18 protein-coding genes, 2 tRNA genes and 3 other RNA genes are annotated in these 19431 nt (G+C 56.6%); 12 read left to right on the plus strand and 11 right to left on the minus strand.

What is annotated here, in order from left to right:
* Positions 1–140: 140 nt before the first annotated feature.
* Positions 141–725 (minus strand): thymidine kinase, encoded by a 585-nt coding sequence (locus tag D781_RS11760; RefSeq protein WP_015672551.1) that lies wholly within the window; start codon positions 723–725, stop codon positions 141–143.
* A 662-nt stretch (positions 726–1387) separates the two neighbouring features.
* On the opposite strand from D781_RS11760, the gene hns reads away from it, so the two are divergent.
* A complete protein-coding gene (gene hns, locus D781_RS11765; RefSeq protein WP_015672552.1) occupies positions 1388–1792 on the plus strand; it encodes a histone-like nucleoid-structuring protein H-NS in 405 nt (134 codons plus the stop codon).
* A 175-nt stretch (positions 1793–1967) separates the two neighbouring features.
* Here hns and D781_RS11770 read toward each other — a convergent pair whose 3' ends face one another.
* From D781_RS11770 to rssA, 5 genes are all read right to left on the minus strand, one after another.
* Positions 1968–2978, minus strand: coding sequence for an NAD-dependent epimerase (locus D781_RS11770; protein WP_015672553.1), 1011 nt, complete (start codon positions 2976–2978; stop codon positions 1968–1970).
* A gap of 9 nt (positions 2979–2987) precedes the next feature.
* Positions 2988–4331 (minus strand): UDP-glucose/GDP-mannose dehydrogenase family protein, encoded by a 1344-nt coding sequence (locus tag D781_RS11775; RefSeq protein WP_015672554.1) that lies wholly within the window; start codon positions 4329–4331, stop codon positions 2988–2990.
* Positions 4332–4369: 38 nt separating this feature from the next.
* Entirely contained in the window at positions 4370–5287 is a 918-nt protein-coding gene (gene galU / locus D781_RS11780; protein ID WP_015672555.1) for a UTP--glucose-1-phosphate uridylyltransferase GalU, read from the minus strand.
* 206 nt (positions 5288–5493) lie between these two features.
* Positions 5494–6507 carry a two-component system response regulator RssB gene (rssB, locus tag D781_RS11785; protein WP_015672556.1) on the minus strand — a complete coding sequence of 338 codons (1014 nt, stop codon included), beginning with the start codon at positions 6505–6507 and terminating at the stop codon, positions 5494–5496.
* A gap of 104 nt (positions 6508–6611) precedes the next feature.
* Positions 6612–7511 (minus strand): patatin-like phospholipase RssA, encoded by a 900-nt coding sequence (gene rssA, locus D781_RS11790; protein WP_015672557.1) that lies wholly within the window; start codon positions 7509–7511, stop codon positions 6612–6614.
* A gap of 148 nt (positions 7512–7659) precedes the next feature.
* Between rssA and D781_RS11795 the strand changes: the two genes are divergently transcribed.
* The 10 genes from D781_RS11795 to D781_RS11825 all read left to right on the plus strand — a co-directional run bounded on the left by D781_RS11795 (position 7660) and on the right by D781_RS11825 (position 12182).
* Positions 7660–8124 (plus strand): YchJ family protein, encoded by a 465-nt coding sequence (locus D781_RS11795; RefSeq protein ID WP_015672558.1) that lies wholly within the window; start codon positions 7660–7662, stop codon positions 8122–8124.
* Between the two features lie 68 nt (positions 8125–8192).
* Positions 8193–9041, plus strand: coding sequence for a formyltetrahydrofolate deformylase (gene purU / locus D781_RS11800; protein WP_015672559.1), 849 nt, complete (start codon positions 8193–8195; stop codon positions 9039–9041).
* 255 nt (positions 9042–9296) lie between these two features.
* Positions 9297–9381, plus strand: a tRNA-Tyr gene (locus D781_RS11805).
* A 44-nt stretch (positions 9382–9425) separates the two neighbouring features.
* Positions 9426–9551: non-coding RNA, RtT sRNA (locus D781_RS22750), on the plus strand.
* Positions 9552–9661: 110 nt separating this feature from the next.
* Positions 9662–9746 (plus strand) — tRNA-Tyr (locus D781_RS11810).
* Positions 9747–9791: 45 nt separating this feature from the next.
* Positions 9792–9917, plus strand: a non-coding RNA gene (locus D781_RS22755) — RtT sRNA.
* A gap of 45 nt (positions 9918–9962) precedes the next feature.
* Positions 9963–10088, plus strand: a non-coding RNA gene (locus D781_RS22760) — RtT sRNA.
* Positions 10089–10251: 163 nt separating this feature from the next.
* Positions 10252–10824 carry a TIGR00730 family Rossman fold protein gene (locus D781_RS11815; RefSeq protein WP_015672560.1) on the plus strand — a complete coding sequence of 191 codons (573 nt, stop codon included), beginning with the start codon at positions 10252–10254 and terminating at the stop codon, positions 10822–10824.
* A 100-nt stretch (positions 10825–10924) separates the two neighbouring features.
* The gene (xthA, locus tag D781_RS11820) at positions 10925–11731 is read left to right on the plus strand and encodes an exodeoxyribonuclease III (RefSeq protein WP_015672561.1); all 807 of its coding nucleotides are present in this window, start codon (positions 10925–10927) and stop codon (positions 11729–11731) included.
* 46 nt (positions 11732–11777) lie between these two features.
* Positions 11778–12182 carry a pyrimidine (deoxy)nucleoside triphosphate diphosphatase gene (locus D781_RS11825; protein ID WP_015672562.1) on the plus strand — a complete coding sequence of 135 codons (405 nt, stop codon included), beginning with the start codon at positions 11778–11780 and terminating at the stop codon, positions 12180–12182.
* A 5-nt stretch (positions 12183–12187) separates the two neighbouring features.
* On the opposite strand, the gene D781_RS11830 is transcribed toward D781_RS11825, so the two are convergent.
* The 5 genes from D781_RS11830 to D781_RS11850 all read right to left on the minus strand — a co-directional run bounded on the left by D781_RS11830 (position 12188) and on the right by D781_RS11850 (position 17351).
* Positions 12188–12475 (minus strand): DUF1496 domain-containing protein, encoded by a 288-nt coding sequence (locus D781_RS11830; protein WP_015672563.1) that lies wholly within the window; start codon positions 12473–12475, stop codon positions 12188–12190.
* On the minus strand, positions 12472–14397 hold the full coding sequence (locus D781_RS11835; protein ID WP_015672564.1) for a DNA topoisomerase III: 1926 nt from the start codon (positions 14395–14397) through the stop codon (positions 12472–12474). Before D781_RS11835 ends, D781_RS11830 begins: the two co-directional genes overlap by 4 nt.
* Positions 14397–15512, minus strand: coding sequence for a tRNA 2-selenouridine(34) synthase MnmH (gene mnmH, locus D781_RS11840; protein WP_015672565.1), 1116 nt, complete (start codon positions 15510–15512; stop codon positions 14397–14399). The genes D781_RS11835 and mnmH overlap by 1 nt, the downstream gene beginning before the upstream one ends.
* A 2-nt stretch (positions 15513–15514) precedes the next feature.
* A complete protein-coding gene (gene selD / locus D781_RS11845; protein ID WP_015672566.1) occupies positions 15515–16558 on the minus strand; it encodes a selenide, water dikinase SelD in 1044 nt (347 codons plus the stop codon).
* A 241-nt stretch (positions 16559–16799) separates the two neighbouring features.
* Positions 16800–17351: an NAD(P)H nitroreductase gene (locus D781_RS11850; protein WP_015672567.1), complete on the minus strand. Its 552-nt coding sequence runs from the start codon at positions 17349–17351 to the stop codon at positions 16800–16802.
* A gap of 160 nt (positions 17352–17511) precedes the next feature.
* Here D781_RS11850 and sppA point away from each other — a divergent pair, with 160 nt between their 5' ends.
* Positions 17512–19365, plus strand: a complete 1854-nt coding sequence (gene sppA / locus D781_RS11855) for a signal peptide peptidase SppA (RefSeq protein ID WP_015672568.1) — start codon at positions 17512–17514, stop codon at positions 19363–19365.
* Positions 19366–19431: the final 66 nt, after the last annotated feature.

Here is a 19431-nt window from a genome sequence, read left to right on the forward strand (position 1 = left end):
CCTGGGCCTAGCGTAACGAGGGGCGCTCCGGCGGCTGATGCCGCTACGACCCCATCGCCACGCTCTCCCTAATAACGGACTTTGTCAGCAGTCTGAAACCCGCCGTCAGGCGGGTTTTTTATGCGTCATCACGCCGCAGCTTACACCTCGGTGTGCATCGCCTCTTTGTAATGCTTGCGGCACACCGACACATAGCTCTCATTACCGCCAATCACCACCTGAGCGCCCGCCTGCATCGCCCTGCCGTGCTCATCAAGCCGCAGCACCATGTTCGCCTTGCGGCCGCAGTGACAGATGGTTTTTAGCTCCACCAGCTTATCCGCCCATGCCAACAGGTACTGGCTGCCGATAAACAGCTCGCCGAGAAAATCGGTACGCAGTCCGTAGCACAATACCGGAATATCCAGCTGATCGACCACGTCGCATAATTGCTCAACCTGCGCTTTGCTCAGAAACTGGCTCTCATCCACCAGCACACAGTGCACAGTCTGCTGCAGATGTTCCTGATTAATCATGGCATACAGCGAGGTGTCATTATTATACAGCTGCGCCTGCGATGAGAGACCGATCCGCGAACTGACCTTACCGACGCCAAAGCGGTGATCAATCTCTGCGGTGAACACCAACGTACGCATACCACGTTCTTGATAATTATATGAAGATTGCAACAGCGCGGTGGATTTCCCCGCGTTCATTGCCGAGTAATAAAAATAAAGTTGAGCCATGAGCCAGCAATTCCAGGTGGTATAAGAAATATTCAGACATCGATTCTGAGCATCAAGTGTATCATAAGCTGGCGGCCCGCCCAGTACCGATAACCGGGCATCGTAAAACGCCCAGCCGCCCCGTTCGCCTTTCGGCTATTTACCACCGGCGAGTGGCCCTGCGCACTATTAATTAATGCTAATGGTTTAGCCGGAGATAAAAGTGACGCCATGTCCATTATGTTAAGGCGTAGCGCCGTATAGTCCCGTCCCATCATTGTTACCTAAATAAATTACTCACCGGTGGCGCTTCACCATTTATAGTGGGTCATGCTCAAACATCACTTCCTGACAAAATCTTTACGTATATACCCCCATTGTTTACATACCTTCATGATGGGATGACTCACCAATACAGAGGCTAATATCGATATAAAATGCAATTATTTCCCGGCAATGAAAGCCCTCGCCTCACAAACATGCACAATAGCTGTTGAAAAATTGACTTAAAAACCCCACCATTAAACCCGAACATAAAGCGGTGTAATAACCCGGCGTGTTCCGACTAATGGTTTTTAAATGGCATATTTGGGTACTCTTCGCAATTTGGCTATTGCAGAAAAGAAAAGAGCACTCTATTATTATCCAGACGCCCCCCACCAATATAAATTGAGACTAGGACAATGAGCGAAGCCTTAAAAATTTTGAACAACATCCGTACTCTGCGCGCACAAGCCAGAGAATGCAGCCTGGATACTCTGGAAGAGATGCTTGAGAAACTGGAAGTTGTTGTGAACGAACGTCGCGAAGAAGACAGCCAGGCTCAAGCAGAAATCGAAGAACGTACCCGTAAACTGCAGCAATACCGCGAAATGCTGATTGCAGATGGTATTGATCCTAATGAACTGCTGCAGACTATGGCGGCTAAATCCGCTGGTAAAGCAAAACGTGCCGCACGTCCCGCTAAATACCAATATAAAGATGAAAACGGCGAAACCAAAACCTGGACTGGCCAGGGCCGTACTCCAGCCGTGATTAAAAAAGCTATCGAAGAGCAAGGCAAATCTCTGGATGATTTCCTGCTGTAATAGCGCTGCTTAATCGCACTAAAAAGGCTCCCACGGGAGCCTTTTTGCTGTCTGCCTTCCCCGTCTCCAATATCCCATTTCGAGAGATAAATGAGACCGTAATGTCAGATAATGACACCAGCGGAAATAGAAAAAGGGGCCATAGCCCCTTTAATTTTCCCAGTAAACTGTTCGTTTACTGCACGTGATAAAACGCCTTGTACCAATCGACAAAACGTTTCACCCCATCATCGACGCTGGTCGTCGGCCTAAAGCCAATCGTGCTATACAACTCCCTGGTGTCCGCACTGGTATCCAGTACATCTCCGGGCTGCATCGGCAGCATATTTTTCTGCGCCGTAATGCCCAGCGCATTTTCCAGCGCACTGATATATTCCATCAGTTTAACCGGCGAGCTATTGCCGATATTATAGACATGGTACGGTGCCGAACTGGTGGCCGGAGAGCCCTGCTCAACGCTCCACTCAGGGTTCGGTTGCGGAATAATATCCTGCAAACGGACGATGGCTTCGGCAATATCATCAATGTAGGTAAAATCACGGTGCATCTCGCCATGGTTATATACATCGATGCTGTCGCCGGCCAATATCGCCTTGGTAAACTTAAACAGCGCCATATCAGGGCGCCCCCACGGGCCATAGACGGTAAAGAAACGCAGGCCGGTAGTGGGTAAGCCATATAAATGCGAATAGCTGTGTGACATCAGCTCATTGGCTTTTTTCGTCGCTGCATACAAAGATACCGGATGATCGACAGAATCTTCCGTAGAGAACGGCAGCTTGCGATTAAGGCCATAAACCGAACTGGAAGACGCGTAAAGCAAATGCTCAACCTTATTATGCCGACACCCTTCCAACACGTTTAAATGGCCGATCAGGTTAGAATCGGCATAGGCCATGGGGTTATCCAACGAATAACGCACCCCGGCCTGAGCGCCAAGGTGAATGACCCGTTGGAATTGGTGTTCGGCAAACAGCGCTGCGATTCCTTCACGGTCCGCCAGATCCAGTTTGATAAACTGAAAGGCCGGATTCCCGGCCAAAAGGTCAAGGCGCGCGACTTTCAGGCTAACGTCATAATAGTCGTTCAGGTTGTCGATACCGACAACCTGGTGCCCTGCAGTCAACAAACGCTCGGCAACGTGATAACCAATAAACCCGGCGGCGCCTGTAACCAAAAATTTCATACTCACCTCTTAAATGACCGGCTGCACCGATGCGCCGCGGCCAATCGCATAATACGTGAAGCCACGACTTTGCAAACGCTCCGGATCGTACAGGTTACGCCCATCGAAGATAACCGGCTGCTTCAACGCGCCTTTAATCACGTCGAAGTCCGGCGCGCGGAAATTCTGCCATTCGGTGCAGATCACCAGCGCATCGGCACCTTTCAGCGCCGCTTCTTTGGTGCCCATCAGTTTCAGATCGTCACGGTCGCCATAGATGCGCTGCGTTTCGTTCATCGCTTCAGGGTCGTAAGCCTGTACGCTGGCACCCGCCTCCCACAGCGCTTCCATCAGCACGCGGCTGGAAGCCTCGCGCATGTCGTCGGTGTTCGGTTTGAACGCCAGGCCCCACAGCGCGAAAGTTTTGCCGCGCAGATCTTCACCGAAGTAGTGTTTGATAAACTGCACCAGCTTGCTCTTCTGCTGGTAGTTCACCTGCTCCACCGCCTGCAGCAGTTTTGGCTGGTAGCCGATGTTTTCAGAGGTACGGATCAGCGCCTGTACGTCTTTCGGGAAACAAGAACCGCCGTAGCCGCAGCCCGGATAGATAAAGTGGTAGCCAATGCGCGAGTCGGAACCGATACCCTGACGCACTTTCTCAATATCCGCCCCCAACAGCTCCGCCAGGTTGGAGATTTCATTCATAAAGCTGATTTTGGTCGCCAGCATGCAGTTAGCCGCATATTTGGTCAGCTCGGCGCTGCGGATATCCATCAGAATCATACGGTCATGATTGCGGTTGAACGGCTCATACAGCTCGCGAATCGGCTCGATAACGTCTTTGTTATCAGTACCGATAACAATACGCTCTGGACGCATGCAGTCGGCAACCGCGGCTCCTTCCTTCAGGAACTCCGGGTTAGAAACCACGTCGAAGGTCAGCGTACTGCCGCGTTTTTCCAGCGTTTCTGCCATTACCTGACGCACTTTATCCGCGGTGCCGACCGGCACGGTGGACTTGTCGATCACCACTTTATGATCGGCCATGTGTTCCGCAATGGTACGAGCTACCGCGGTCACATATTTCAGGTCGGCGGAACCATCTTCATCCGGCGGCGTACCGACGGCGATGAACTGAATGATGCCGTGTTCGATCCCCGCCTTGGCGTCGGTGGTAAAGTGCAGTCGTCCTGCTTCATAGTTCTGCTGCACCAACGGGGTCAGGCCCGGTTCAAAAATAGGGATGTTCCCTTTCTTCAAGTTTTCGACCTTGCGCTCATCAACGTCAATACACATCACGTCATGACCAACCTCAGCCAGCACCGCAGCCTGTACCAAGCCTACGTAGCCAATACCAAAAACGGTTACTTTCATGGGAAATCCTAGTTTTTCAAATTAAGACGGAAAATGGATCAGATCTTTTCAGCGGCAGCAAACTGCTGCAGCCACTGGGAAAATTCCTTGCCCAGGCTGGCATGACGCAGCCCGTACTCAACAAACGCCTGCATATAGCCCAGTTTGTTGCCGCAATCGTGGCTTTTACCCTTCAGGTGGTAAGCTTCTACCGGTTCTTTACGCATCAGCATATCGATAGCGTCGGTCAGTTGGATTTCATCACCCGCTCCCGGCGGAGTTTGCGCCAGCAGCGCCCAGATATCGGCAGACAGCACATAACGCCCAACGATCGCCAGGTTGGACGGTGCCTGCGCCGGAGACGGTTTTTCCACCACGCTGACCATCGGCGCACTTTCACCCGGCTGCAGGTCGTAGCCTTTGCAATCGGCAACGCCGTAACTACCGACGCTTTCCTGCGGCACTGGTTCAACCATGATTTGGCTGGTGCCGTTTTGTTCGAAACGCGTGAGCATCTCATGCAGGTTGTCTTTGCTCAGATCCGCGCTGTACTCATCCAGGATGACATCCGGCAGCACCACTGCCACCGGCTCATCGCCGACTAACGGATAAGCGCACATGATCGCGTGGCCCAACCCCTTGGCAACCCCTTGACGCACCTGCATCACGGTAACGCCCGGCGGACAAATGGACTGAACCTCGTCAAGCAGCTGGCGCTTAACGCGTTTTTCCAGCATGGCTTCCAGTTCAAAGCTGGTATCAAAATGGTTTTCGATAGAATTTTTAGAGGAGTGCGTCACCAGAACGATTTCGTTGATCCCTGCGGCAATACATTCATTAACAACGTATTGAATCAGTGGTTTATCCACCAGCGGCAGCATCTCTTTCGGTATCGCTTTTGTTGCCGGTAACATCCGTGTGCCTAATCCGGCCACCGGGATCACTGCTTTTCTGACTTTCCGATTTAAAGCAGACATTATTCCTCTCTTTAAACAGCGCTCAGTTTATGAGCTTTTATCCGTTATACAAAACTCTCGGAGTATACCAGCTAAATAGCAACGAGCATTACCCCGCAATGAAATCGGGAGAAATTAGGACAATTACCCAAGTCCTGGGTTGGTGATGATTATTCGCCCTTAATAGCGGAGTAAATCATATCAAATATATGGGCATTACCGCGTATTTATTCCGCACTGAGCATCAGCCGCAGGCGACCGCCCGTCCCCCACACCTGACATTGCCAGGCGGCGCAACGTTGGCTGATCTGGTTCATGTAAGCCGCCCCCAGCGTGCCCAGCGGCACGCCGTTGCTCAGCTGGATCTGATTGTCACCGGTATTGACATTAGCGTGCAGGCCGGCGGAAACCAGGATCAGGTTTTTATATTCGGCATGGTAGTAACCAAGCAGCAGGGGAAATTGTCCGTCCAATTTCCCCTGACGCAATAATTGATTAACTTGTTTTAACAATGTTGACATTTGCGGCAGGCGATGGCGCTGATTGGCTAAATGATCTTGTAACAAGCCATTAAATAAAGCGCGCAATAATAATGCAGCCAGCACGCCATTATCACCGGCTCGGGTAACATCCAGACAATAAAACGCCAAATCATTCTCTGACAGCGCGGCGATATCCAATACCAGCCCCGGGTTTTCGCCCGTAGTCAGCTGGCGATAATTGATACGGCAGTGGGCGATCGTCTGTTGCACCGGTGGCTGCAGCTGCTTGAGCAGGCTGGCGGCTTCGGAAGGATTCTTGCTCAGCGCATCCCAGTCCTGCAGCAGGTCGGCCTCCTCTAACGCCGGCGAGGTGAACATATTGGGATACAGGCAGGCCAGCGCCGCCTCACGCAGGCGGTTAAGGTCGGTTAACGGCTTCAGCAGCACATCCTGCACGCCCAGCCGCAGCACTTTAGCAATATCCGCCATTTTATCGGTGGCCGAAATCACCAGGATCGGGATCTTGTCGCCCTGCAGACGCAGATGCTCAACAAACTCAATCCCGCCCATTTCCGGCATGACCAGATCGCACAGGATCAGATCGGGCTGAATCTCCTCCACGGCGCTCAACGCCTGTAAGCCATTACTGGCTTCATGCGATTGCGCGCCCAACGATGTCAGGTAGCCGACAAGCACCGAACGAAAGACCTGCTCGTCTTCAACAATCAGAATGCGCTTGCCTGTCAGTGGTAGTGCCATTAGCCGAGCCTCTTCCCTTTTCATGTTGTAATAGTGGCTCAAAATGGCCACTTGCGCCTGTCGGAAATCAGCCCGGCATGGCGTTTTACCGTCAATAGCGGCAACTATTTTTGTTTTATCAACGGCAACAGCTGCTCAAGCTGTTTTTCCACCGCCATACTTCCTGCGGCGATAGCCTCCTCCGCGCGATGAAAATCCAGCGTGGATATTTGCGGACAATAAGGTTGTATCAGGACATCCGGCGGATCGCCCGCCATACGGTTGCGTTTCAGACGATTCTCTAACACCTGAATCGATGTGCTCATAATTTCCATGGCGGTCGGCGTAAGATTGGTTTTCTTGATGCGCATTTTGCTAATCCGCTCACGCAGCCGTCCGCGCCAACTGTCTGCCATCACCGCCGGCTCTTCCGCTTCGCTGCGTACTGAAAACAGGTCCTGCTGCATTAAATGCGCGTCATGCTGCAAATCAACCGCAATGACGATATCCGCCCCCAACGCACGGGTCAACGAGATGGGCACCGGGTTCACCACCGCACCGTCCACCAGCCAGTAACCGTCGAACCACACCGGCGACAGCAGCCCCGGCATACTGCACGATGCCCTCACCGCCTGGTGGATATCGCCGCGGGTTAACCATAGCTCGCGGCCGGTGCTGAGGTTGGTGGCGACCGCGCCGAACTTCAGCGCACACTGTTCAATATCGTCAACGCGCAGCAGTTGCCCCACCGCATTAAACACCCGCTCGCCGCGCAACAGGCCGCCGCGCCGCCAGGACAGATCCATCAGGCGAATCACGTCCCAGTAGCTGAATGAACGCACCCATTTTTCCATCGCCGGCAGCCGGTGGCTGGCATAAGCCGCCCCCACCAGTGAGCCGACGGAGCAGCCGGCGACAATATCAGGCTCAATCCCCATTTTCTTCAGGGCGTTGATAACGCCGATATGCGCCCAGCCCTTGGCCGATCCTGCCCCTAACGCTAGCCCGATTTTGATTTGTCGCATGTTCGTTCGCCTTCTGCCGGTCAATGGTTTTGCACCCTGTCCCGTCAGGGTACATTGTCACCGCTCAATATTGTTAGGTAACATATGCGCTCAATATGTTTGAATAGCGGCCAGTATTGACAATGGCCGCAGGTTTTAGGAGTTATTTTTGTCTGAATTATGCCCCTGCGGCAGCGGCGCCGAGTATCACGCCTGCTGCGAGCCATATATCAGCGGTGCTGAAACCGCACCGACGCCGGGCAAGCTGATGCGTTCGCGCTACACGGCCTATGTCAAACAGCAGGTTGACTACCTGATTGCCAGCTGGCATCCGGATTGTCACGCTGCGCAGTGGCGTGACTCCATCACCGAGAGTTTTCGCACCACCCGCTGGCAGGGCCTGACGATAGTGGCGGAACAAAACGGTCGTGACGATAATGAAGGCTTCGTCGAGTTTATCGCCCGCTTTACTGACGCTGGGCATGACGGCCCGCAGGCGATGCATGAACGCTCCCGCTTCCTTCGTCTGGAGCAACGCTGGTACTATATCGACGGCACCCGGCCGCAACCGGGACGAAATGACCCGTGCCCCTGCGGCTCAGGGAAAAAATATAAAAAATGCTGCGGGCGTTAAGTTCGCAGCGGAAAGTACGCTGACGCCGGTAACGGTCGGCGCTTCAGTATCAGACAGGATCCTCATCCATGCCACACCAAAATGTACAACGTAAAGTATTACGCACCATCTGCCCTGACGCGAAAGGCCTGATCGCCAAGATCACCAATATTTGCTACAAACATCAGCTCAACATCGTGCAAAACAATGAGTTTGTCGATCATCGCACCGGGCGCTTCTTTATGCGCACCGAACTGGAAGGCATCTTCAACGACACCACGCTGCTGGCCGACCTGGATGATGCGCTGCCGGAAGGCTCCGCGCGCGAATTGCACAGCGCCGGACGTCGCCGCATCGTGGTGCTGGTCACCAAAGAGGCCCACTGCCTGGGCGATTTGCTGATGAAAAGCGCCTACGGTGGCCTGGATGTCGAAATTGCTGCGGTGATCGGCAACCACGACACCCTGCAAACGCTGGTAGAACGCTTCGACATTCCTTTCCATCTGGTTAGCCATGAGGGATTGACGCGTGAACAGCACGACCAGCAAATGATTGCCCAAATCGATCAGTATCAGCCCGACTATGTGGTGCTGGCCAAATATATGCGCGTACTGACACCTGCTTTCGTCCAGCACTACCCTAACCAGGTCATTAACATCCACCACTCGTTCCTACCGGCGTTTATCGGCGCGCGGCCGTATCACCAGGCCTATGAGCGCGGGGTGAAAATTATCGGCGCCACGGCGCACTATGTGAATGACAATCTGGATGAAGGCCCGATCATCATGCAGGACGTGATCCATGTTGATCACACCTATTCCGCCGAAGATATGATGCGCGCCGGTCGCGACGTAGAAAAAAACGTACTCAGCCGCGCGCTGTATCACGTCTTGGCGCAGCGGGTATTTGTCTACGGCAACCGCACCGTTATTCTGTAACCGTTCATCCGTCATCTCCTGGCGTACTGCCGGCGGCAGGAGATGGCACAAAAATGGCGCACTCTGTTCACAGATGCAGCGCCAAGAATAAAAAAACGGCAAACAATTCATTTTCTGCATTTCAATGCTTTACACCGGCGCTTCATTTGATATGATGCGCCCCGCTTACCGAGACAGCGCTTACGCAGCCGAGGTAGCACGGGAAGCCGGTCAGTTTCCTGGTAGTTTAAAATTCGTAAAATCCACGAATTTCGTGGTGGGGTTCCCGAGCGGCCAAAGGGAGCAGACTGTAAATCTGCCGTCACAGACTTCGAAGGTTCGAATCCTTCCCCCACCACCATTCTTAATCTGAGTAATCAGGTTAAGCCGAACGGTAAAGTCCCTATGGACACCGTACGGGGAAGGTGAGAACCTTCGACAAGGTTCGAGTTGAGCGCAGCGAAACAACGCGCTTCAGCGCGGCCCGAAGGGTGAGGAGCGAAGCGACGAATAATCCTTCCCCCACCACCATTCTTAATCTGAGCAATCAGGTTAACCCGAGCGGAAAGTTTCTATCAACGCCGAGCGGGAGGCAGGATTTTTAATCCTGCACCTACAATTTGTAAATCCGTGCATACCATGGTGGGGTTCCCGAGCGGCCAAAGGGAGCAGACTGTAAATCTGCCGTCACAGACTTCGAAGGTTCGAATCCTTCCCCCACCACCATCTCTTCAAAGTTCCCAAAACGCACCAACATACCAAAAGCCACATAATTCTCCGCACTGGGGAAGGATGAGAAGCTTCGACAAGGTTCGGTTGAGCGTAGCGAAACAACGCGCTTCAGCGCGGCCCGAAGGGTGAGGAGCGCAGCGACGAATAATCCTTCCCCCACCACCATCTCTTCAAAGTTCCCAACACATACCAACGCCTCAAAAGCCACATAATTCTCCACACTGGGGAAGGATGAGAAGCTTCGACAGGGTTCGGTTGAGCGTAGCGAAACAACGCGCTTCAGCGCGGCCCGCAGGGTGAGGAGCGCAGCGACGAATAATCCTTCCCCCACCACCATCTCTTGCAATCATTTCCAACGGCGCCATCCCTCATGCCGATTACGCGACAAACATAGCGAAATAACACGATTCCAACCCATTTTCAGCGCTCAAACTTGAACTCCCTGGCACAATTAGCTATACCACATGCTTCTTTTATGCAGTAAGGAAAGGATAAGTGCATGCGTCATAATATTTGCGTTTTTTGCGGCGCCAGCGAAGGCGTTAACCCCGATTATGCCGACCACGCCCGCACGCTCGGGCATGCGTTAGCCACTCAGGGGCGGCGTTTAATCTACGGCGGCGGCAAAAAAGGCTTGATGGGCATTGTCGCAGATGCGGTACTGGAAGCCGGCGGCGAAGTGATTGGCATTATCCCCGAGCGCCTGGTCGAAGCAGAAACCGCGCACCGCGGCCTGACCAAACTGGAGGTGGTGCCCGATATGCACACCCGCAAAGCGCGCATGGCCGCACAGGCGGATGCGTTTATCGCCCTGCCGGGCGGTATCGGCACGCTGGAAGAGCTGTTTGAAATCTGGACCTGGGGCCAAATCGGCTACCACAACAAACCGGTCGGGCTGCTGGACGTCAACGGCTTCTACCGCCCTCTAAATCACTTCCTGCAGCACGTCGCCGATCAGGGCTTTATGCGCCATGACTATCTCGGCACCCTGCATACCAGTGACTCAGCGTCGGTATTGCTGCAGCAGTTCGACGACTACCAGCCGAAAAATTACGACCGCTGGGCCAAATAATCGCTGATGGCCAGCGGCAACCGTCGCTGGCTTACGTTACATTTAGCGCCAAACTCTGCTACTATCACAACACATTTTTCTCGTGAAAACGGCACCGCTCATGAAGTTTGTCTCTTTTAATATCAATGGACTGCGCGCGCGTCCCCACCAGTTGGCCGCAATTATCGAACAGCACCAGCCCGACGTGATCGGCCTGCAGGAAACCAAAGTTCATGACGACATGTTTCCGCTGGAAGAAGTCAGCAAGCACGGCTACCACGTGTTCTACCACGGCCAGAAAGGCCACTACGGCGTAGCGCTGCTGACCAAAGAAGCGCCCATTGCCGTACGTCGCGGTTTTCCGACCGATGAAGACGATGCGCAGCGCCGCATTATCATGGCCGACCTGGCCACGCCTCAGGGCACCTTGACGGTAATTAACGGCTATTTCCCGCAGGGCGAAAGTCGCGACCATCCTGTGAAGTTCCCGGCCAAAACCCGTTTCTATCAGGATCTGCAGGACTACCTTGAGCAGCAACTGTCGGTAGAAAATCCGGTGCTTATTATGGGCGATATGAATATCAGCCCGACCGATTATGACATCGGCATCGGTGATGAAAACCGCAAACGCTGGCTGCGCACCGGCAAGTGCTCCTTCCTGCCGGAAGAGCGCGAGTGGATGGCGCGCCTGTTGAACTGGGGTCTGGTTGATACCTACCGCCACGCCAACCCGGAACGTAATGACGAATTTTCCTGGTTCGACTATCGCTCCAAAGGGTTCGATGACAACCGCGGCCTGCGCATCGACCTGCTGTTGGCCAGCACGCCGCTGGCGGCACAGTGCGTCGCAACCGGCATTGATTACCAGATTCGCGGTATGGAAAAACCGTCCGACCACGCGCCCGTCTGGGCCGAGTTCTCGCTGTAATTATCTCGCCCCGGCCGCCGTGCCGGGGCTTTATTCAGATAAAAGTATGAAAACCATTGATGTAGTTGCGGCCATTATTGCGCGCGACGGTAAAATTCTGTTGGCGCAGCGCGATGCGCAAAGCGACCAGGCCGGCCTGTGGGAGTTTCCCGGCGGCAAGGTGGAGAGCGGCGAGAGCCAACCGCAGGCGCTAGCCCGTGAGCTGGCGGAAGAACTGGGTATTGAAGCGGCGATCGGTAGTTACGTCGCCAGCAATAGCTGGCAAACGGGCGACCGCCTTATTCGCCTGCACGCCTGGCAGGTTGATACGTTCCGCGGCGAGTTGCAACAGCGCTGCCACTCGGCGTTGGTATGGGTCGAACCGCAGCAGGCTGGCGCCTACCCGCTGGCGCCGGCGGATATCCCGCTGTTGGCCGACTACCTGCGCGACATAATGCCCCGGCATGCGTGACACGGTCACTTATTCACGCGCACCCAGATGAGCGGCTGGGTGCCGACCCGCGTTTTATCACTCTGACACTGCAGTAGCTCGCCCTCAACCTTCAGCAGCGCCCCTTCCGAGTAGTTCTTGTCCTGATACACGCAGCAGCGCGAGCATGGCGCCGGCGCCGACGTACTCTTTGCCGCGCCCCAGATCTCCGGCGCCACCGGCACCAGCACGCCTACGTCGCCGCGGTGTGCGCCGGCCATGGCCGAAAACAGCAGGCCAACGGCGGCCATTGCCAGCGATATCCGCTGATTCATGCGTTTTTCTCCCGCGCCTTGGCGGCGCTCTTTTTACGTTTTTTACCGCCGGCATTGGCCGGCGGCGGCAACCCGCGAAACGCCATGCTGGCACGGCTCTGTTTAGCCTGATAAATCAGCTCCTGCAGCGTTCCCACCAGCGGCTGCATAAAGTCCTGGTAACGGCAGGATTTCTCACTAATCTGCGTCAGGGTCGCCTCCCAGTGTGCGGTCATATCCGGTCGCGCCGCCAGCTCCGGCAGGGAGTGAATCAACGCTCGCCCGGTTTCCGTCGAATGGATATAACGCCCCTTTTTGTACAGAAACGAACGCTTGAACAGCAGCTCAATAATGCCGGCACGCGTAGCTTCAGTACCTAAACCATCGGTCGCCCGCAGGATTTTCTTTAGCGCTTTATCCTGCACAAAGCGTGCAATGCCGGTCATCGCCGACAGCAGGCTGGCGTCGGTAAAGGGACGCGGCGGCTGGGTCTGCCGCTCCACCACTTCGCCACGCTCGCACAACAGCTCATCGCCCTTGGCCACCACCGGCAGCGGCGCGCCCTCGTTCTCCTCATCCCGCTCTTTACTGCCCAGCAGGGTGCGCCAACCGGCCTCGGCCAGGAAACGCGCCTTGGCGACGAACTTGCCGCCGGCAATATCCAGTTCGATCACGCATTTGCGGAACACCGCGTCCGGACAGAACTGCAGCAGGTACTGCCGCGCCACCAACCCATACACCTTCAGCTCATCAGGGCTGAGATTAGCTTTACTGGCGCGCGCGGTCGGGATAATCGCGTGGTGCGCATCGACCTTTTTATCATCCCAGCAGCGGTTGCGGCGTTCGCTGTCGACCACTTCCTGCGGATAGAGATCCGGCTGGTGAACGCTGATGGCGTTCAGCACCGCATGGCGGCCGGCAAAATGCTCTTCCGGCAGATAGCGGCAGTCGGAACGGGGATAGGTAATCAGTTTGTGGGTTTCATACAAACGCTGGCAGATATCCAGCACCTGCTGGGCGCTGAGGCCAAAGCGCTTCGCCGCCTCGATCTGCAGGGTGGAAAGCGAAAACGGCAGCGGTGCGGTATCAGACTCACGCTTATCGTTATAAGCGGTGACCAGCGCCGGCTGCCCTTCGATGCGCTTAACCACGTGCTCGGCCAGCGGGCGGTGCAGTAAACGCCCTTCTTCATCCTGATACGGCTCGCAGGATTCGCTCGGCTGCCACAGGGCAACAAAGCGCTCCTCCTGCGGCGTCACGATATGCGCTTTTACGTCGAAGAAATCTTTCGGTACGAAGTTTTCAATATCTTCGTCACGACGCACTACCAGCCCCAGTACCGGCGTTTGCACCCGCCCGACTGACAGAACGCCATCGTAGCCAGCGTTGCGCCCCAGCAGCGTATAGGCACGGGTCATATTGATGCCGTACAGCCAGTCGGCACGCGAGCGCGCCAGCGCCGACACGCACAGCGGGATAAAGTCCCGGTTATCGCGCAGACGCTCAACCGCCCGCTCAACCGCCTGCGGGTTCAAATCGTTAATCAGGCAGCGGCGCACCGCCTGACGCTTTTCCGGCGTCAGCGCCAGATAATCCAGCACCTCATCCACCAGCAGTTGCCCTTCGCGATCCGGGTCACCGGCGTGCACCACTTCATCCGCCTCCTGCAGCAGCTTTTTAATCGCGTTCAGCTGTTTGCTGACCGACGGACGCGGCTGCAGCTGCCATTTTTCAGGGATGATCGGTAAATCCGCCAGCGACCAGCGCGCAAAGCGGCTGTCGTAGGCATCCGGCTGCGCCTGCTCCAGCAGGTGGCCGACGCACCAGGTGACCACATCACTCTTGCCGCAGGCGATAAAGCCATCGCCGCGGCGGTGGGGTTTGGGTAACACATCAGCAATGGCGCGCGCCAAACTCGGTTTTTCGGCTATAAACAGTCGCATTATTCACCGTTTTTCTGGCTATACGTCATCAGGAATTCTCTTACTTCAGCATAGTTGCCACGGAACACAATCCGCTGGGCTTTCTTTTCCAACTGGAAACGGTACATCGGGTCGTAATAGTACTGCAGCAGCGGCACCAGCCACTCCTGGTGGGCGTTACTGCTGCCGCTGGCGTGCTGGAACTGCAACGCCCACTCCAGCCGCTGGGTCAGCAGCTGGTAGCGCTCCATACCCAAACGACGCCGGATAGCGAACAACCCATGGTGGAGGTATTCGCCATAGCGCTGCCAGCCGTCCTGCTCGCCGTAGGCGCGGGTAAACGCCTGGTGCATATCGTCAATATATTCCGCCTGCAGGCGCGCCAGACGCACCTCGAACGGATCTTCAATCACCGCGACCGGCGCCTGCTGCATACGATTGAACACCGGCAGCGGCACGCTATTGGCGCCAATCAGACGGCTTTCATCCTCCAGCACCCACTGGCGGCAGCCACCATGCTGTTTTTTCAGCAATAACACAGCCAGACGATTCTCAAAATCGATCTGCGCGCTCTGCCCGGCCAGCGTACGGCCAAATGACGAACCGCGGTGACGCGCCAGCCCTTCCAGATCGATGCCATTCGACAGTTCGTTCACCATCAGGGTTTTGCCGCAGCCGGTATTGCCGCCGACGATCACCATCGGCAGCTCGGCGCTGTATTCAAGGATATTCAACAGATAGTGGCGTAACGCCTTATAGCCGCCGACAATCCGCGGATAGTCAACGCCCGCCTCGCGCAGCCACTGCTGCACCAGCTGTGAGCGCAACCCGCCGCGGAAGCAATAGATATAACCCGCCGGCCGTTCGGCGCAGGCGGCCAGCCAGGCTTCGGTGCGCGCCTGGCGGACCTTGCCGTTCACCAGGCTGTGGCCCAGCGCGATCGCCTGCTGCTGGCCATGCTGCTTGTAACAGGTGCCCACCGCCTGCCGTTCCCGATCGTTCATCAGCGGCAGGTTTACCGCCTGCGGAAAGGCGCCGGCGTTGAACTCGATCGGCGCGCGGACGTCAATCAGCGGCACATCCTGCAGGAAAATCTGGCGGTAGTCGTTGCTGTCCGCCCTGTGTTGCACCGTCACCGCTACTGGACCTCGATCATCGGCTTACCGGCCACCGCGCCGTGCAGTTCGCCGATGGCCTCCAGCTGCAGACCGTGGCGCGCAGCGATCGCCTGCACCTGCGCTTCGCCCTCTGGCATCACCGCCAGCAGCAGCCCGCCCGACGTTTGCGGATCGCACAATAGCTGACGCTGTACGTCGCTCATCGGCCCAATCAGATGGCCGTAGCTGTCAAAGTTGCGGCCGGTGCCGCCCGGCACGCAGCCCTCGGCGATATAGCGTTCAACCTCCGGCAGCTTCGGCACCCGGTCGAACCAGAGCGTCGCCTGCAGGCCGGATCCCTGACACATTTCGCTCAGGTGGCCCAGCAGCCCGAAGCCGGTCACGTCAGTCATGGCGCTCACCCCATCCACCTCGGCAAACTCCGCGCCCGGCAGGTTCAGCCGGCACATCACCTCGGTCGCCAGCCCAGCGTGTTCCGGCCGCAGCTGGCTTTTCTTCTCGGCGGTGGTCAGCACGCCGATGCCCAGCGGCTTGGTCAGGAACAGTTTGGCGCCGGCCTGCGCGGCGCTGTTCTTCTTCACCCGCTCGGTGCTGACGATGCCGGTCACCGCCAGGCCGAAAATCGGCTCCGGCGCATCGATGGAGTGGCCGCCGGCCAGCGCAATCCCCGCCTGCTGGCAGGCGTAACGCCCGCCGTCGATCACCTGCTGCGCCACTTCCGGCGGCAGTTTGGCGACCGGCCAGCCAAGAATGGCGATCGCCATGATCGGTTTGCCGCCCATCGCATACACGTCGCTGATGGCGTTCGCCGCGGCGATACGACCGAAGTCGAACGGATCGTCGACGATCGGCATAAAGAAATCAGTAGTGCTGATCACGCCGGTGCCATTGCCGATATCGTAGACCGCTGCGTCATCGCGGGTTTCATTACCCACCAGCAAACGCGGATCGACGAATTTAGCCTGTTCGCTGTGCAGGATGGTTTCGAGTACTTGCGGGGAAATCTTGCAGCCGCAGCCAGCACCGTGGCTGTACTGGGTCAGACGGATGGTTGGCGATGTCATAGTCCACTTCCTTCGGTTAACGGCCTTCAAGATAGCATATTTGCCGCGATGCCAGCCCGATGCGTCACCCGGCTGAAGGCGCACTGATATGCCACCTGGGTACAACTTCAATCAATTGGAATACAGGGTAGCGCTTGCCGGAGGGATTGATAAGAGCAAGCCGACGATAATGCGTCGACCTGCTCATAAACAGTACAAAATTACGGGATATTGCGCGTTTTTTGCGTCTTGCCCGGAAAAATCAGAAGTAGCTGACAAACGGCGCGCTGTCCGGCGCGACAACTTTGGTGGCTGCCTTCAGCTGCGGCGTGCCCAAATACAGGAAACCGACGATTTCGTCCTGTTCCCGGCAGCCAAACGCCTCGCGCACCAGCGCATGCGCGGTCCAGGCGCCGGTACGCCAGATACCGTTAAACCCCTGAGCCAGCGCGGCCATCTGCATCGCCTGCACCGCGCAGCCGGCGGACACCACCTGTTCCCAGTGCGGCACCTTGGGGCTGTCGCTGCAGTGGGCGATCACGGTAATAATCAGCGGCGCGCGGAACGGCGCCTGCCGGGCCTTGTCGATGGCCGCATCGTCCAGCCCGTCCTGCCGTGCGGCGGACTGCAACAGCTGGCTGAAGCGCTCAAGCCCCTGCTCTTCAATCAATACGAAGCGCCACGGCTGCAGCGCGCCGTGGTCGGGGGCGCGCAATCCGGCATTGATAATATTCTGCCGCACTTCGCCTTCAGGCGCCGGGGCCGCCAAACGCGCAGCCGAACGGCGATTCAACAATAGATCCAGCGCATCCATCACAAACTCCTGATAACAATTTTCATTTTCATCACGGTAGCATAGCTCAACGGCAAGTTACAGCATTGACAATAACGGCAGCGACGGTGATTTAAAGCTGACATTTGGCTGGCCGCTCATTAGGATAACGGAACATCCTCAGCCCATGTTTGGAGAAAACATGCATACATTGTGGCGTATCATTGCCGGAACGTTCAGGTGGACATGGCGTCTGCTGAATTTTGTCAGAGAGTTTATCCTCAATCTGTTTTTAATCGTGCTGATTTTGATCGGCGTCGGCATCTATTTTGCCTTCCAGAGCAGCCCGCCGGCGGAAACCACCCGCGGCGCCCTGCTGGTTAACCTGAGCGGCGTGGTGGTCGATCAGCCCAGCATGAAAAACCGTCTGCTGCAGCGCAGCCGCGAATTCCTCGGCGCCTCCGCCAGCGAACTGCAGGAAAACTCGCTGTTCGATCTGGTCGACAGCATCCGCAAGGCCAAGGATGACAAGAACATTACCGGGCTGGTCCTGCAGCTGAATGATTTCGCCGGCGCCGACCAGCCGTCGCTGCAGTATATCGGCAAGGCGCTGCGCGAATTCCGCGACGGCGGTAAACCCATCTACGCCATTGGTGACAGCTACAACCAGACACAGTACTACCTGGCCAGCTACGCCAACAAGATCTACCTGTCGCCGCAGGGCAACGTCGACCTGCACGGCTTCGCCACCAATAATCTGTATTACAAAACCCTGCTCGACAAGCTGAAGGTCAGCACCAACATCTTCCGCGTCGGCACCTACAAGTCGGCGGTCGAGCCGCTGCTGCGCGATGATATGTCGCCGGCCGCGCGCGAGGCGGACAGCCGCTGGATAGGCAACCTGTGGCAGAACTACCTGGACACCGTGGCGGCCAACCGCCAAATCACGCCGCAGCAGCTGTTCCCCGGCGCCGCCGGCGTGCTCAGCGGTCTGCAGGCCGCCCAGGGCGATACCGCCAAATACGCGCTCGACAACAAGCTGGTGGATGAGCTGGCGTCACGCACCGTGATGGAGAATCAGCTGGCCAAGGCCTTCGGCTGGAACAAACAGACCAACGACTTCAACGCCATCAGCATTTATGACTACCAGCCTGCGCCAACGCCGGAACAGGGCGGCCAGATCGCCGTAGTCTTCGCCAGCGGCGCCATCATGGACGGCCAGCAGACGCCGGGCACGGTCGGCGGCGACACCACCGCGGCGGAGCTGCGCCAGGCGCGCCTGGATCCGAAGGTTAAAGCCATCGTGCTGCGGGTGAACAGCCCGGGCGGCAGCGTCAGCGCTTCCGAAGTGATCCGCTCTGAACTGGCTGCCGCACGCGCCGCCGGCAAGCCGGTGGTGGTATCAATGGGCGGCATGGCGGCCTCCGGCGGTTACTGGATCTCTACGCCGGCGAACTACATTATCGCCAGCCCGAGCACCCTGACCGGTTCTATCGGCATCTTCGGCGTGATCAATACCTATCAGGACACGCTGGGCAGCATCGGCGTGCACACCGACGGCGTGGCGACCTCGCCGCTGGCCGATCTGGCAGTGACCAAGGCGCTGCCGCCGGAGTTTGCGCAGATGATGCAGCTCAACATCGAGAACGGCTACAAGCGCTTTATCGGCCTGGTGGCGGACTCGCGCAAAATGACGCCGGAACAAGTGGATAAAATCGCGCAGGGCCACGTCTGGACCGGCAGCGACGCCAAAACCAACGGGCTGGTCGATCAACTGGGCGACTTCGATGACGCGGTGAAAAAAGCCGCCGAATTGGCCAAGCTGAAGCAGTGGCAGCTGAACTGGTTCGTCGATTCGCCGAGCATGGCGGATATGGTGCTCAGCCAGTTTGGCGTCTCCATCCACGCCATGCTGCCGGCCGCCATTCAGTCGATGCTGCCGGCGCCGCTGGCCTCGGTGGCAATGGCGATGAAAGAGCAGCCGGGTCTGTTCAATAATATGAACGATCCGCAAAACCGCTACGCCATTTGTCTGACCTGCGGCGAGGTCCGTTAAACAATTAATCTTCAGCCCGGCACACGCCGGGCTTTTTTTCTGGATTTATCGTCCTATAATTCAGCC

Source organism: Serratia sp. FGI94, assembly GCF_000330865.1.
Lineage (GTDB): Bacteria > Pseudomonadota > Gammaproteobacteria > Enterobacterales > Enterobacteriaceae > Serratia_B > Serratia_B rubidaea.